Origin of the sequence: Leptospira vanthielii serovar Holland str. Waz Holland = ATCC 700522 (genome assembly GCF_000332455.1) — a bacterium.
In the GTDB taxonomy this organism is placed as follows: domain Bacteria; phylum Spirochaetota; class Leptospiria; order Leptospirales; family Leptospiraceae; genus Leptospira_A; species Leptospira_A vanthielii.
Genome location: NZ_AOGY02000086.1, coordinates 1 through 15,947, shown reverse-complemented (window position 1 = coordinate 15,947; position 15,947 = coordinate 1). Strand labels below are relative to the sequence as shown.

The following is a 15,947-nucleotide window of genomic DNA, read 5'->3' as shown; positions in this document are numbered from 1 at the left end:
ATCTTGTAACAATAGATCTTGTCCTACTTGCCAATCAGAAAATAAAAGAGAATGGAATTCTAATACAAAAGAAAAAGTTTCTAATTCTCCACATTATCATCTTGTTTTTAAGTTACCTTCTTTTCTGTATCCATATATTCTTTCCCATTATAAAGAATTTATAGAAATCCTTTTTGTAAGCTTCATCTAATACGATTCTCAAATTAATTAAGTATTCTTTTGACCTAACCCCTACTACCGCATTCATTTCTGTTCTACACACTCATGGGGATGCTTACCAGCTTCATCCTCATATACACATCCTTCTCAATTCTATTGCTCTATCCAAAAAACAGGACAAATTCTCTTACTGATAGACCTCTTCAAACTTGATAACTTCAATTCTATATATAACCAAATTCTAAAGAAAGAATTAATTCTTTTACATAAGAAACATCCTGAACTTGGAAATGACTTCAGAATAAATATAGATAATATACATAAAGAAAATATATTTGTTTCTAAGAAATACGAATCACCTTATCCTATTATTGACTACCTTTCCAAAACTATAAAAGGAAATGCTCTCAATCTTAATCAGGTCGTATTTTCTTGACAATGGTTCCATTAATCTTCATAATAAAGATAAATCTTTTTCCTTTTCTAACCATGAATTTGTAAATAGATACATCAAACACATCATTCCACAAAACATTAAATCTATTCGTTATTCTGGTTTCTACAGCTCTGCTAGTAAATCTAAGTATGATCTCGTAAATCAACTCTTCATACGTGGCGTAAAGAAGAATCAGAATCAAAAATCAATGATGATTCGATTCTCGATGAGAATCATAAATTCCACAAATCTTGTCCTGTCTGCAATCAAAGGATGATTCTGTTAGAAGAAGTTGACGAATTCAAAGTTCCGGATATTGTTTACATCAAATTTGGAAAGGATCCGCCTACGGAAGAACTATTTACAAGACTTGTCGCTTAACTTTGACTCAATTTTGGACTATTAAATTCCTTAGTGAGAAAAAACAGGCAGCAAGCCAAACTTAGCATAGGGCACAGCAGATAACAGCGCGGAAACGCTTCGCTTCGGGACTTCGCCCTCGCTTGGCCTGCGGCACATTCCTCTCCGTCACGCTTCTTGCTCCGCAAGAAGACGCGCCGACGCTAACGCCTGCCCTGCAGGCTCAGCTAAGAGGAACGTCGTCTCCGCTAGTTCGTTATGCGCAATAAATGGGCAGATCTAATCTATTAATTTGAATCAGGTTAACTTAAAGAGCAAAAAATGAAAAAATATTCATTAGAAATTAGTGAAGATGAAGCTGTAGTTTTATTCGAATTTTTTTCTAGATATAGTGAAACCAATACTCTCGCTTTTAAGAATCCAGCGGAATATATATCTTTCCAGCGGCTATCCGGACAAATAGATAGGACAACCTCTGCAATGTTTAAGCCGAACTACGAGGAAATTTTATTGAATGCTCAAAATCGAATTTCAAATGGTTTTGAAGGATTTTATTCAGTCGGTAACTTTCCTATTTCTGTGATATATTCTATGGTATCTGGATATTTTTGGCCTGAACTCTTGGAAGAGAATGGATTGATAGTTCTAAAAAGCGAATATTCTCGAATTAAGGAAATTCCAGATGAACCTATTGAGGCAGAGTGTCTAATTAACCATATTCATATTCTTGATTTATTCAGTCATAGTGCGGGTTTAAAAGATGAACCGTTTTGGGATTCTAATCATCCAGATTTCAAAGATGCATGGAATTTAGCTAAACTAATTTCCGAAATGTGGAAACACAAATTGTCTATCGACTTCCCCGATTACATTTTTAGAATTTATGTTACAAAGTACGACAATCCAATAATCCGTTTTCATAAAGTTAGAGAGAATCATAAAAACTGGTTAGAAGAAGGAAATATCGATATGAGAAATCTAAAAGGAAAGAATTCAATAATTACTGTAGAGTAGAATGTTTTATTTCTATTATTGCATTTCGAAATATATTTAAATTCAAAAAATGAATAATATTTTTACTCCCATTTAAAGCGCATAACAGCGACTTAACGCTTCGCTTCGGCACGAGGCCTCGCTCGGTCTGCGACACATAGGCTTCTGGCACTCCCCTTGCATTCGCAAGTGTCGTTCCAGTCCCTAACGTCCCGTTCCGGGACTCAGGGTCAGCCTACGTCGTTAAGGCTAGTTCGTTAGTCGCAATTGTCTCAAAAAAATATAAAAGATGAAAAAATTCATAAATCTTGCCTTTCTCATTTTTATATTAAATTTATCATGTGGAAATCCATGTGGAACTTGCCCAAAGAATGGAGTCCCCCTCTCTTTTATCATATTATTATCCTCTTCCGCTCCCTTGGGAGCAAATAACTCTTCGTGCAAATTCACTACTCATTGTATCGAAAAAGAAAATATTTCAGATGATAAAATAAATAAAGATCTTTGCATATTTAATGGTGCTGATTACAGATATGAACTTTGCTCAAATAATAATGCTATTGGCAAATGCAAAATTGAAGGTGATAATTCCACTTTTAACAAAATCTACAACAACTCTATCTCTCGAAATGATGCTATAAATGACTGCAATTCAAATCTAAAAGGAATTTGGGTTGAAATCTAGATCTTTAAAAATAGTAATTTACCCCATAGGATTTTGTTTTCTCCTAAGTTTCCTAAAAACAGATATTGGCTCCTGTGAACCTTGTAACTTAATCTCTTTTAATGAAGCTGCTGCTTTTTATATTCTCTTAAAGGAAAATGAAACAAAATTATCAATTGCTTGTATTGATAATAATAATTCTAGATGTATCGAATTTTACTCTGGTTCTTATAATTCAAATACTAATTTATGCAAACTTTATATTCAAAACTCCGATTCTGTGACTAAATGCGAAAATTACATTGCGAAATGCAATATACCTAAGTTATCGTCGACAATTTATTACTTATCAACATGGAACGAAATAAACTCGTCACAAAATTGTAGAGAGAATAACGGAGAATATTCTAAAATATAATAAACTGCAAATAAGAGACAACTGCGACTAACAGCTCCTTACCGCTACGCTTCGGGACTAGCCCTCGCTCGGCCTACGGCAAATTCCCCTTCTGGCATTCGCCTTGCGTTCGCAAGCTACATGCCAGTCCCTAACGTCCCGTCCGGGACTCAGGGTCGGGGAACTTCGGTAAGTCTAGTTCGTTATACGCAATTTTAATAAAACTTATGAAAAAAAGAAAAATATTAACTCTAATTATATTAGCAATCTCAAGCCTCAGTATTAATGCGGAAGAAGTTGAAAATAATATCAAAGAAAGAAAAGCAAATCACATTTACATCAGAAGAAATAACGGATATGCTGCACCGAATGAATTCAATATGTATAACAGCTTTTTTCCGATATCATTTGCATATGAAATACCTTCTATCCAATATAACACGTTCGGATTTGTTAGATTTATAGCTGATTCTAAGTTTAGTATTGAAGGAAACTTTTTTGAGTATAAAAAGACCAATTCCTCTTTTGATAGAATAAATCCTTATACAGATCAAATTAGCAAAGGAAATCTTGGTACGTATTATAGATCAGAACAAAACTTATTGTTGAATTATCATCTAATTGAAAATAGAATCATCTTTAACCTTGGAATACAGAGACTACAAAGTGATTTAAGCGACGGTAGATTTGCATTTTACAACTACAATTTTTCCCAAAATTTTAATGGATTAACGGCAGGAGTGTTACTTGAATCTCCAAGATTCTATGGCTTCTATATTTCAGCAGGTTACAGATATTCTATTCTAAATGGATTTACCGATATTAACCACTCAATTGTTACTTCAGCTAGAAATTTTGAATTTGCCCAAATTAAAGACAATCCATTCACTAAATACTATGCTACGGAAACAAAACTTATAATTGGTTACGAATTCACTGACTCCATCCTATTATCTTTAGGTTTTACCGATCAATCTGCAAAAGTTGTTCAAAATAGAAGTCAAATCATCACTAGTGATTCTTTTTCTACGATTTTAATTAGATCAAATATTGAATATACTGCTAAGAATGAATATTTCGGTTCTACTTTCGCATCTATTACTTATAAATATTAAAACTGCGTATAACAGCGTGGAAACGCTGCGCTTCGGCACGAGGCCTCGCTTGGGCTGCGCCACATTCCCCTTCTGGCACTCGCTTGCATACGCAAGCTACGTGACCAGTCCCTAACGTCCCGGTGGGACTCAGGGTCGGGGAACGTCGTCTCCACTAGTTCGTTAATTGCAATTGGTTAATTCTATTCAAAAAAACCAGCGCGCAATTTTTCTTAAAAGGTGAGAGTCCAACTTTGCTCAATTCAATAATAGATCTTTATATCGGTTTTATTACTTTGTTAATGATTCAGGCGTTTTAAAGAAAAGAATAAGAATTAAGAGATTTATTTCGCTACATTTCCTATTATTTTTTCGTCACGGTTTGCATGATTCAAAAATGATTGTCGGGCTTTGAAGACCAAGAATAAGAAAGAAAATTTGTGCGCTGGGATTTCAAACACTTCGTATTATTAGCAAATACAACACAAAACCAACTGCAATTAACTACCGCTAACCACTTCACTTCGGGACTTCGCCCTCGCTCGGCCTTCGGCACATAGGCTTTTGTCACTCCTCTTGCTTACGCAAGCCTCGTGCCAATCCCTAACGCCTCCGTACGGAGGCTCAGGGTCAGCCTACGTTGGTTAGCTAGTTCGTTATACGACAGTTCCTAAATACAATATGAAAACTAAACAAATATTTGACCCAATATGTTTCAAATTATATTCTATTGCAATACAGCACCTCCAAGATCCTGACAAATCCGGATTAGATATATACTATTATTTAAAAGATGGACTAAAAGGACGTCACGGAGATAAGAAAATGTTTTCGAATCCTGTAAAAAAAGGCGCCCTTTATTGCATTGGAAAATATTCATACAACAAATACATTTTATGCAACCATTCAGAGGAAAATAAAACAGATCAGGAAATTATCCAAGATAATCAACATCTTTTATGGTATTCGGAAGAATTCATTGAATTTTTAAAGTTTCATAATATAGATCATGAAGAAATTGCAAATCTTGAGAAAATAATAAATTATTCAAATAGACTTTATAACTCTGGAAAAGAAGATTATGAATTATTATACGAAGATTATTTGTCCTTTAAATCTCGAATAATAAGAAAAAAACTAGATGTATTAAAAGATGAGTTATATGATTCTTTAATAAGCCTTGAAGAATATTATTCAGTATCAGTTGGCGAGAGAATTTTTCACGATAGAAAACTATGTAAATGGATTTCAGATTTAATTGTGTTCATCGGTTTACCAGGAGAAGATATTAACGGAAAACTATCTCAGTGGGTTCCTCGAAAAACTTGGCCCAAATGGGTAAAAGAAACATTAATTATTCGGGAAGGAGGCAGATGCCCTGATTGCAATAGAAACCTATATTCGAAAAAAATAAAACTCAATGTTGATCACATAGTCCCTATTTCAAAAGGTGGATCCAATGATATTGTAAATTTACAACTTTTGTGTGAAAAATGCAACAAATCCAAAAAAGCAAAACCACTAGCCGTAACAAACTCAATTCCAAAATATTTTTCGAAATAAAATAAATTATTAAACTAGGAACCGTCGTATAACAGCGACTAACCGCTTCGCTTCGGGACGAGCCCTCGCTTGGGCTTCGCCACATAGGCTTCTGGCACTCCCCTTGCGTCCGCAAGTGTCGTTCCAGTCCCTAACGTCCCGTTGGGACTCAGGGCCAGCCTACGTCGGTTAGTCTAGTTCGTTATGCGAACAGTCGTGAAAATTTCATTTACCCAAAAATCGGAGAAATATCCAATTGACAAATACAGCCCAAATGCTGTATTATTGCTTGTGACGGGAAAAGAATTAATAAAAATTCTAAAAAGAGATGGTTGGGAATTAGATAGAATCACTGGATCACACCATATACTTAAGAAAAAAGACAAAACTCTCTCGGTTCCAGTTCATAGTAATCGAGATATTCCAAATGGAACTATGAACGCAATACTTAAACAGGCAGGACTCAAATGAAAATATCTTATCCGGCTATTATCAAATACAGTATAAAAGATAAAGTTTTTAATGTTGAATTTCCTGATTTACCAGGATGTTTCACTTTTGGAGACAATGAAAACGAAGCTATTTTAAATGCCCAAGAAGCTTTAACTGGTTTTTTAGAATCTATCGATTCTAGAAAATTAAACATTCCTGAACCTTCAAAATTAAAAGGAAAAGATATCAAATTCATTACTCCTGAAAAAAATGTCTCTTTTGCTATCTGGCTTAAGAAAAGTAGAGAAAAACAAGGTTTAAGTCAAAAGCAAATTGCTCAAAAACTTAATATTGCTTATCAAACTTACCAAAAATTTGAAGATCCACATAAATCAAACCCTACTCTAAAAACTATTATAAGATTAGAAGAAGTTTTTCACCAAAATCTTATCAGTGTATAACACGACCGTCGCATAACAGCGGGGAAACGCTGCGCTTCGGCACAAGGCCTCGCTTGGGCTGCGCCACATTCCTCTCCGTCACGCTTCTCGCTCCGCAAGAAGTCGCGCCGACGCTAACGCCTTCTACGAAGGCTCAGCTACGAGGAACGTCGTCTCCCCTAGTTCGTTATGCGAAATAGCCAAAATAAATACTAGAAAAGTTATGACATATTATAGAATCGACCAATAAACTAATTAAAGACATGACCGAAAAATTCAATTTTAAGATACTCGAAGATTTTCTAAAAAACCTAACTAATCACCAACTTGATATCATTCTAAACATTGCCAAAATATTTCAGTCCAAATTATCAAAAAAATTTATTAATAAAGCTTCCGAATTTATAAATGAGAAAATCTATTCAGATTTTGGCGATTTACTTAAAGTTCATCATATTTTTTCAATAGAGCCATTTACTAAAGACAAGTTCGAATTTGGCTTACAAAAAGTCTTTTCTCTTAACGGATACAAATCTGAATTAGCCAACAAAGGGAATAGAGGACATGACTTAACTTTAGATAGCATTAAGATTTCCCTAAAAACCCAAGCAGATTCAAAAATTAAGAGCGATGAAATTCACATATCAAAATTTATGGAATTGGGAAAAGGCGAATGGAAGGAATCTATTTCTGATTTAAAAAACCTGCATGAACAATTCATAAATCATCTAGAAAACTATGATAAAATTCTTATGTTAAGATTTTTAAGAGATGACGACTCTATATTAAATTACGAACTAATAGAAATTCCAAAATCAATCTTATTAAAATCACAGGATGGAATTTTTTCAATTATGTCAGAGAGTAAACAATTCCCAAAACCTGGATATTGTGAGGTTTACGAAGGAAAAGATTTAATATATAAACTTTACTTTGACGGTGGCAGCGAAAGAAAATTGCAAATTAAAAATCTAAATAAGAACTATTGTATAGTTCATGCAGAATGGGGAATATCAGCTTCCAGTTTTAAATAGAGAGAAATCATCGATTTTCGAAATTCTATCAATTGATAAGTTCACATAATCGGGATTTAATTCGATTCCTAGAAAATTTCTTTGGTAAGTTTTACAAATTTCGCCTACCGTCCCTGAGCCTAAAAATGGATCCAAGACAAGTGAATTTTCGTCAGAACCAGCGAGAATACAGGTTCTTACTAATTCTCGAGGAAATACAGCAAAATGTGACCCTGGGAAACCCTCAGTGTTTATAGACCATACACTTCTTTTATTTTTCTGACCCTGATTAGTAATAGTTGCTTCTTGTATAGATTTATAATTATACAAATATCGTTCTGCTTTAGTAAGTAAAAATAGATATTCATGGGATCTGGTCGGTCTATCTTTCACCGATTCAGGTTGGCAATTTGGCTTATTCCAGATAATATCAGATCGCAAATACCATCCATCTTCCTGCAAGGCAAAAGCTATTTTCCAAGGAACACCAATCAAATCCTTTGGTTTTAGCCCCTCCGGAGTTGGTGGACGATATGACATAGCTCTACCCGCATTCTTTTTATCTGAATCTCGCCAAGTTCGGTTTCCGCTAGTATATGAGTCTCCAATGTTCAACCAAAGCGTTCCATCTTTCCGGAGAGTTCTCTTTACTTCACGAAAAACCTTCACTAAATTATTAATATATTCACTCAAATCAAATTCAGAACCTATCTGATTTGAAATTCCATAATCCCGCAATCCCCAATATGGCGGACTCGTAACACAAGTTTGAAATAAATTATCCGGTAGCTTACTCAAAGTGGAATATGAATCACCAGTAACTAAATTTATTCCTTTGGACACTTCTGTAAAAGGAAGAGTTTTCAATATGTTTAGTAATTCGCTATTCATAATGATATGTCAGAAAAAAGCTTAACAAGTGTCAAGTAAAATACAGGCTACTTCGCATAACAGCGACTTACCGCTACGCTTCGGGACAAGCCCTCGCTCGGCCTCCGGCAAATTCCCCTTCTGGCATTCGCCTTGCTTTCGCAAGCTACATGCCAGTCCCTAACGTCCCGTCGGGACTCAGGGTCGGGGAACTTCGGTAAGTCTAGTTCGTTAGCCGCAATGTTTTAAAAATTATTAATTTTATAAAAATTTGATTTGAAGATCACAGAAAATCTTTCTGATTTAAAAATATGCTTTTCTTTTAAATCTTCCATATTAAACAATTTTCGAAATACTTTGGATCAAAAAACTGAAAATTCTCTTTTTAAACATAACTTAAAGAGCCAAAATATTAATATCCATTTTTTTTAATGATATAAATTACAAAACGATTAGAAAACTACATAAAATATATAGCAAGAAAGTCAAAAACAGCATGTTCAAAAAAATACTTAGTATCTCCATTCTCCTAATTACGATCACCTGTAATAAAACTAATTTTGAATTACCATACATAAAAAGGGATTTAGACCTTACAAAAAAAAACATTCCAATGCTATACTGAATTATCAAGCACTGCATTTACACCAGTACCGTCATATGAAACAGAAAAAATAAAAAGTATTTCAATAAGCAAGACAGACAAAATCACTTTCAGCTTTTATGCTGATTTACCAAAAAATGACATTCTTGTATCATATCAGGGTAGTGAAAACAAAATTAGTTTAATTGGATATGATACTGGAGAAAATTCCAGAATTGTTTTTTATGAAGATTTACAAAGAAAAAACAAAAATTCAAACAATGGATTGTTTCAGATATATATAATAACCGCGAAAGGAGATTTTATATTCTTTCAAAATAAAATTTCTGCTTTTTCAGGTTATGTTTCAGGAATAAATACTGGTTACTGTGAATAAAATTGTAGACTTCAAAAAAACACAGCGGCTAACTGCCGCTAACCACTTCGCTTCGGGTCTTCGCCCTCGCTCGGCCTTCGGCACATAGGCTTTTGTCACTCCTCTTGCTTACGCAAGCCTCGTGCCAATCCCTAACGCCTCCTACAGAGGCTCAGGGCCAGCCTACATCGGTTAGCTCGTTCGTTATGCGTAATATTTGCAAAGTATATAACTGATGAACAAAGAAATAGACAATAAGAATAAATTAGAAGAATTATTTCAATATGAAATAGTCACTTTTACTGAATGGAAAAAACTAAGAGATTTTTTGTTTAATTTGAATGAAAAATCTTCTATTCACCATTATTGCTATAGAGGACAGTCTGATGCAAACTGGACTCTAAAACCATCTATAGAAAGATTACATTCGAAAGATGCCGACTTTTTCACAAAAGAATGGAATAGAATAACAGAAAAGAACATTTTGGATAATTACAAAAAAGGATTTCACCTTTTTTCCGAAAATACATTTGATCACAGAACCATTAATAATGATATCGATTGGCTATCACTCATGCAACATCACGGTGCTGCAACACGGTTACTCGATGTAAGTGCTTCGCAATTTATCTCCTGCTTTTTTGCCTTATCAGATGTCTTTTCTATATCGGAATCTGCATGTATCTGGATAATTCCATTAAATGTCTTAGATAATTTCAATGTTGAGAAATTAAACATTACCGCAAAAGATCGTTATAACCATCTATACAATGAATACCAAATGCTAAAACTAGGAACAGGCAAGGGGAAAGAAATTATTGGCTATAGCTTTTTAGATATGCCATCAAAAAGACCATTTTTACAAAAAGGAGGGTTTCTATATTCAATGACTAATAAACAAAGTTTCAGCGAATTACTTCATTTATACAGCAATGAAAATAAAAAAAACATAAAAAAGGTTATATTTAAAAAAGAGAATAAACATGAAGTAAAATTGGCACTCAAGGATTTAATAAATATGAATGTTTCGTTTTCAACACTTTTTCCCGGTCTAGATGGATATACAAAAGATCTACTTCTTCGAGAATATATTTCAATTGGATAAAGCAAATACTACGCATAACAGCGGGGAAACGCTTCGCTTCGGCACTTACGGCCTCGCTCGGTCTGCGACACATTCCTCTCCGTCACGCTTCTCGCTCCGCAAGAAGGCGCGCCGACGCTAACGCCTCTGCGAGGCTCAGCTACGAGGAACGTCGTCTCCCCTAGTTCGTTAGCCGAAATTATTCAAACCTAAATCAAAAAAAAGGAAACTATATGCCACCAGCAAAAAAAGCAAAACAAAAAGAAACGATTGAAGAAACTTCACTCGAATCCTCTGATCCCACAATCAACAAACCAAGGTTACGCTCACTCAGTATTAAAAATTTCCGATCCATTGGAAATGATGAGATTAAAATAGATTTAGATGATATCGTAGTACTAGTCGGTCCCAATAATGCTGGAAAAAGTAGCATACTAAGGGCTTATGAATTAGTAATGAAACATGGTTCTAAAGAATGCCAATTAGCAATTTCTGATTTCCCCTCAAGTCAGGTTAATCAAAGTGAACTTCCCGAAATCACCCTCGAAACTATTGTTTATGATAATTCACCTGGTGATCAGTGGATTACTCTAACTCAAGAAGGCGAACAATTAGTAAAAGAAAGATGGATATGGTCTAGTCCCAATAAAGATCCAAAGAGAGAGGGATGGAATATAAATACCCAGGATTGGGATGATAAGGTACCTTGGGGGGCTCCCAATATTGCAAATTCAAGAAGGCCTCAACCCCATCGCGTCGATGCATTCTCATCCCCAGAACTTCAAGCACAGCAAATCACCAAGCTATTACTTGATCTTCTACAAGAAAAAGTGAAAACAATCAAATCTGATCAAAACCAAGAAAAATCGGATTATGAAAATATTATAGATACATTAAAGAATTTCCAAAGTAAAGTTGTCGAGTCTGCTTCTACTGATATTAAAGAAATAGAAGATGAGGTTTCAAAATACCTAGATAGAATCTTTCCAAATCATAGAATCAAACTGGATGCAAAGCCAGAATCAGACGTTGAAAAAACCTTTTCTCCGTTTAAATCAAATCCAGAACTATCAATGGGTGTAACAAACGGATACTACTCAAAAATAGAAAATCAGGGTAGCGGAGCACGAAGAACACTTCTTTGGTCAACTTTAAAATATTTATCCGATCGAAACGACAAATATGAAAATACGAGACCTCACGTACTTTTGTTGGATGAACCAGAAATATGTCTACATCCAAGTGCAATTCGAGAAGCTAGAGATGTGTTATATGAACTGCCTCAATTAGTTAATTGGCAAATAATGATTACTACACACTCACCCGTCTTCATTGACCTTTCAAAAGATAATACAACAATAGTAAGAGTGGAAAGGTCTGAAAAAAATATAGAATGCACTACTCTCTACAGACCTGAAACTGCAAAATTGGATGAAGACGATAAAAAAAATCTTAAACTATTAAACGTGTGTGACCCATATCTCCACGAATTCTTTTTTGGAGGGAAGGCTATTGTTGTAGAAGGCGATACAGAATATACAGCATTCTCTATGATAAAAAATAAATATCCTAGAGAGTATTCAAATATTCATATAATCAGAGCAAGGGGAAAAGGGGTAATTCTTTCTGTTTCCAAAGTTTTAAAACAATTCTCAAAAAACTTTGCTATTCTACATGACTCCGACACTGAATTAACTCAAGACAACAAAAAAAACCCTTCCTGGGGCCTAAACAATTCAATACAAGATTTAAGGACAAACACAGGGATTGATATAAACATAATTGCCTGTAAGACTAATTTTGAGATGGCAATATTTGGAGAGGAGGCAAAATACGAAAAGCCATACAATGCACTTAAAAGAATTGAATCTGATCCAAAAATTGAAAAAAATGTTAAGCAGTTACTAGACAGTTTGATAGATATATCTAAAAAACCACCAGCAAATTGCATCAGATGGTCGCAAATCAACGACTTGAAATAGCTGATCACTGAATAACTTCGGCTAACTACGCCTAACCGCTTCGCTTCGGCACAAGGCCTCGCTCGGTCTGCGACACATAGGCTTCTGGCACTCGTTTGCATCCGCAAACTACGTGCCAGTCCCTAACGTCCCGTTGGGACTCAGGGCCAGCCTACGTCGGTTAGCCTAGTTCGTTATGCGAACATTGCGGGGAAGAGTCGCCGCATCCGTGCGGCGTTTTACAAGAAAATCCCAGAAATAAACAATTTGACAAATATACAAATCTTGTATATGCTGGGAAATTATGAATCAGACTGTTAACATCTCATTCGAAAAAGCTCTTTTAAAAGAAATTGATAAAATTGCAAAAAGAGAACACAGGTCCAGATCCGAACTGATTCGTGAAGCTGCAAGGGCTTATATTGAGAAAAAATCTAAGTGGCAAGCTATCTTCGACTTTACTTCCAAGACTATCGAAAAAGCAAATCTTAACGATGATGACATTTTTGATGAAATTAAAGCAGTTAGAAGAAGTAAAAAAGCTTCTTAATGTTAAAAGTTCTTTTAGATACTAACATTTATATTTCTGCTATCTTATTCAATGGTAAACCTAGATTGGTTTTCCAAGATTTAATCGATGATATTTTCATTGGATATATCTCTAATGAAATTCTGGACGAATTGGAAGAAACTTTAGCTAAACCTAAGTTCAAACTACCTAATGACTTCATACAATTTACAATTGCGGAAATCAGAAGTGCTACCACAATAATTAAAAACAAGCCTCTTAAAGACTATATGAATTTGAGAGATCGAGACGATTTCCATATTCTTGAAACTGCTTTCTCAGCAAATGTTGATTTATTAATAACAGGTGATAAAGACCTTTTAACTCTAGAAAAAATCAAGGGTCTAAAAATCATTACTCCTGATGAATACTTAAGAATTAAAGAGGATATGAGCTAAGATTGCGACATCCGTGTCGCTCCCCGCAACGTCGCATAACAGCAACTAACCGCTTCGCTTCGGGACGAGCCCTCGCTTGGGCTGCGCCACATAGGCTTCTGGCACTCCCCTTGCGTCCGCAAGTGTCGTTCCAGTCCCTAACGTCCCGTTGGGACTCAGGGCCAGCCTACGTCGGTTAGTCTAGTTCGTTAGCCGAAATATTCAAAAAAATATGGAAAATTATAAAAAAATAGAAGAAGCAATCGAAAAGACAGGCTATATATCAGAACATAAAGTATCAAATTTATTCTCTGATTCTGAATGGTACACAATAAATAATCGTTACTATTTCGATAATACAATAGGAACAGAAAGAGAAATTGATCTTATAGCTTATAAAGTTGCAACGATCAATGAAATAAAACTATTTACAGCAATAATTATAAGTGTAAAGAAAAATTCCGAAAATTCATGGGTCTTTTTAACCAAAGATATAAACAATCAGGATCCTAATGTAAAATATAAACCCATTGATTCTTGGACAAATTCAAAAATTTTTCATAAAATGGAAACTTCGTCATTCATTTTAAATAGAATTTTGGAAAAATCAAAATCAAATCCAATTCATAAGTATTTGTTTGACCTTGAGCGAAATATATTTGCATTCCAGGAGGTAAACTTAAAAAATGCAACTCCACAGAATGACAAAAGAATATACGATTCTATCATTACCTTAATCAGGTCATTACATTACGAAAAAGAAGCTTTGAATAGCAGAAAGGAAAATATTTGTGTTTATAATTTCTTACTAGTGTCAGTTATGGAGTTAAATTCGTTTGAATATTATTTAAGTAAAAATCAATCCACAATAAATGAAACTGACTATTTAAAATACACAAATAGATTTATCGTTAATCAAAAAGAATCTAACAATACGGTTCATTTTGTAAAACTAAAAGAATTAGAAAATTTCATTAATTACTTAAATTTACTACATATTTGGCTACAAAACGAGTATACAGAACAGTTCAAATTATATGAGAAGAAAATTAAGACTAACTATGATTTTCTCACGCTATTTTTAGATGAAATAGAAAAAGAATTAAGCGACGATATAAGACATTCCTTGCAATTACTTTGTGATTTTTATATAGATAAATTCAGATATTTTCTTTTTAGCTATAATAAAGAAGATGATTTAATTATAATTGATTTAGGTATTGAAGATGAAAATATACTGGAAAAAATGAACTCGAACAAGCATATAAAAGAAAAGGTGCAAACTACGTTAACAAAATATTATATGACCAATTTAAACTTTAAATTTAAATATAATGAATACGGAGACATTCCATTCTAAATTTGAATACTTCGGCTAACAGCGACTTACCGCTTCGCTTCGGCACAAGGCCTCGCTCGGCCTGCGGCAAATTCCCCTTCTGGCATTCGCCTTGCTTACGCAAGCTACATGCCAGTCCCTAACGTCCCTTCGGGACTCAGGGTCGGGGAACTTCGGTAAGTCTAGTCGTTAATTGCAATAGGTTAAATCATACAAAAAAAGCGCGCGAAAATTTTCTTTAGAGAGGGTTGAGGAATTAATATATTACTGCCTTTTTGTAGTGGAAACTCTCTTCAAAGATTCTTTTATTAAACTGTGATTTGCTAAAGATTTATATTTTTCCATTAAAAGAAGAAAGAAGAGTTTTTAATTCGCTAGTTCCAATATAAATTTATAAGAAAAAAGATTCGGATCGAAAATTTTCGCGCTTGATGAGATTTCCCTTTCGAAAATTATCTTTTTCTGTAGAAACCTACTGCAATTAACATCCGCTTACCGCTACGCTTCGGCACTTACGGCCTCGCTCGGGCTACGCCACATTCCTCTCCGGCACGTCTCTTGCCTCCGCAAGATCCGCGCCGACGCTAACGCCTCCTACTGAGGCTCAGCTACGAGGAACGTCGTTAAGGCTAGTTCGTTAATTGCAATTGGTTGAACCATAGAAGATAACGCGCAAATTTTCTTTGTAAGAGGGTGATGTCGATTCAAGCTTTTTTGAAGATCAATGGCGTCTCTCTCCAAGAAAGTCCTGTTAAAGATTTTTGCTTTTTAAGATGTAAGAGAAAAATTTGCGCTGCTTTGAAAATCTTTCGATTGATCTTTATTTATCTATATAACCAACTGCAATTAACAGCAACTAACCGCTGCGCTTCGGGACGAGCCCTCGCTTGGGCTGCGCCACATAGGCTTCTGGCACTCCCCTTGCTTACGCAAGTGTCGTTCCAGTCCCTAACGTCCCGTTGGGACTCAGGGTCAGCCTACGTCGGTTAGTCTAGTTCGTTATACGAAAGTTCGCAAACTTCAACTTAAACCGAAGAAAAGCATAAATTTGGCATTTTTCGTCTTGATTTCTATGAAAGTAACCATTATCCTACAATTGTAACCACAATTTCGGAGTCAAAAGAATGATTTATGTCGGAGTAAGAGATCTAAAAGCAAAACTTAGCGAATATCTTGATAAAGCCAGGCTTGGAGACGAAGTAATCGTTACTGATCACGGAAAACCAATTGCTAGACTAATAAAAGAGCCAATCAAACAA

The 15,947-nt window shown here is 34.9% G+C and carries 17 protein-coding genes; 16 read left to right on the top strand and 1 reads right to left on the bottom strand.

Going from position 1 to position 15,947, the window contains the following annotated elements; all coding sequences use genetic code 11:
- From LEP1GSC199_RS21090 to LEP1GSC199_RS20330, 10 genes are all read left to right on the top strand, one after another.
- The coding region (locus tag LEP1GSC199_RS21090) for a transposase zinc-binding domain-containing protein (protein WP_002992060.1) at window positions 1-190 on the top strand (190 nt) is incomplete at its 5' end.
- Between the two features lie 4 nt (window positions 191-194).
- On the top strand, window positions 195-353 hold the full coding sequence (locus tag LEP1GSC199_RS22345; RefSeq protein ID WP_157356655.1) for a transposase: 159 nt from the start codon (window positions 195-197) through the stop codon (window positions 351-353).
- A 207-nt stretch (window positions 354-560) separates the two neighbouring features.
- The gene (locus tag LEP1GSC199_RS22340; protein WP_002992037.1) at window positions 561-872 is read left to right on the top strand and encodes a transposase; all 312 of its coding nucleotides are present in this window, start codon (window positions 561-563) and stop codon (window positions 870-872) included.
- Window positions 873-1,276: 404 nt separating this feature from the next.
- Window positions 1,277-1,969, top strand: a complete 693-nt coding sequence (locus LEP1GSC199_RS20360; protein ID WP_002992076.1) for a hypothetical protein — start codon at window positions 1,277-1,279, stop codon at window positions 1,967-1,969.
- Window positions 1,970-2,237: 268 nt separating this feature from the next.
- Window positions 2,238-2,633, top strand: coding sequence for a hypothetical protein (locus tag LEP1GSC199_RS21380; RefSeq protein WP_039927599.1), 396 nt, complete (start codon window positions 2,238-2,240; stop codon window positions 2,631-2,633).
- A 603-nt stretch (window positions 2,634-3,236) separates the two neighbouring features.
- A complete protein-coding gene (locus LEP1GSC199_RS20350) occupies window positions 3,237-4,124 on the top strand; it encodes an LA_2444/LA_4059 family outer membrane protein (protein WP_002992042.1) in 888 nt (295 codons plus the stop codon).
- Between the two features lie 660 nt (window positions 4,125-4,784).
- Window positions 4,785-5,666: an HNH endonuclease gene (locus LEP1GSC199_RS20595; protein ID WP_002992059.1), complete on the top strand. Its 882-nt coding sequence runs from the start codon at window positions 4,785-4,787 to the stop codon at window positions 5,664-5,666.
- 183 nt (window positions 5,667-5,849) lie between these two features.
- A complete protein-coding gene (locus LEP1GSC199_RS20340; RefSeq protein WP_232420871.1) occupies window positions 5,850-6,116 on the top strand; it encodes a type II toxin-antitoxin system HicA family toxin in 267 nt (88 codons plus the stop codon).
- Complete coding sequence (locus tag LEP1GSC199_RS20335) at window positions 6,113-6,538, top strand: type II toxin-antitoxin system HicB family antitoxin (RefSeq protein ID WP_002992069.1); 426 nt, start codon at window positions 6,113-6,115, stop codon at window positions 6,536-6,538. The genes LEP1GSC199_RS20340 and LEP1GSC199_RS20335 overlap by 4 nt, the downstream gene beginning before the upstream one ends.
- Window positions 6,539-6,780: 242 nt before the next feature.
- The gene (locus LEP1GSC199_RS20330) at window positions 6,781-7,551 is read left to right on the top strand and encodes a hypothetical protein (RefSeq protein ID WP_002992032.1); all 771 of its coding nucleotides are present in this window, start codon (window positions 6,781-6,783) and stop codon (window positions 7,549-7,551) included.
- On the opposite strand, the gene LEP1GSC199_RS20325 is transcribed toward LEP1GSC199_RS20330, so the two are convergent.
- A complete protein-coding gene (locus tag LEP1GSC199_RS20325) occupies window positions 7,531-8,421 on the bottom strand; it encodes a DNA-methyltransferase (RefSeq protein WP_002992038.1) in 891 nt (296 codons plus the stop codon). The genes LEP1GSC199_RS20330 and LEP1GSC199_RS20325 overlap by 21 nt on opposite strands.
- A 1,173-nt stretch (window positions 8,422-9,594) precedes the next feature.
- On the opposite strand from LEP1GSC199_RS20325, the gene LEP1GSC199_RS20320 reads away from it, so the two are divergent.
- The 6 genes from LEP1GSC199_RS20320 to LEP1GSC199_RS21080 all read left to right on the top strand — a co-directional run.
- Complete coding sequence (locus LEP1GSC199_RS20320; RefSeq protein WP_002992066.1) at window positions 9,595-10,464, top strand: FRG domain-containing protein; 870 nt, start codon at window positions 9,595-9,597, stop codon at window positions 10,462-10,464.
- A 212-nt stretch (window positions 10,465-10,676) separates the two neighbouring features.
- Complete coding sequence (locus LEP1GSC199_RS20315; protein ID WP_002992046.1) at window positions 10,677-12,425, top strand: ATP-dependent nuclease; 1,749 nt, start codon at window positions 10,677-10,679, stop codon at window positions 12,423-12,425.
- Between the two features lie 283 nt (window positions 12,426-12,708).
- Window positions 12,709-12,954, top strand: a complete 246-nt coding sequence (locus LEP1GSC199_RS20310) for a CopG family ribbon-helix-helix protein (RefSeq protein ID WP_002992073.1) — start codon at window positions 12,709-12,711, stop codon at window positions 12,952-12,954.
- On the top strand, window positions 12,954-13,370 hold the full coding sequence (locus tag LEP1GSC199_RS20305; RefSeq protein WP_002992040.1) for a putative toxin-antitoxin system toxin component, PIN family: 417 nt from the start codon (window positions 12,954-12,956) through the stop codon (window positions 13,368-13,370). The genes LEP1GSC199_RS20310 and LEP1GSC199_RS20305 overlap by 1 nt, the downstream gene beginning before the upstream one ends.
- Before the next feature lie 211 nt (window positions 13,371-13,581).
- Window positions 13,582-14,709 (top strand): hypothetical protein, encoded by a 1,128-nt coding sequence (locus tag LEP1GSC199_RS20300; protein WP_002992057.1) that lies wholly within the window; start codon window positions 13,582-13,584, stop codon window positions 14,707-14,709.
- A gap of 1,103 nt (window positions 14,710-15,812) precedes the next feature.
- Window positions 15,813-15,947, top strand: a 135-nt coding sequence (locus tag LEP1GSC199_RS21080; RefSeq protein WP_002992071.1) for a type II toxin-antitoxin system Phd/YefM family antitoxin, incomplete at its 3' end; no start/stop codon positions are given.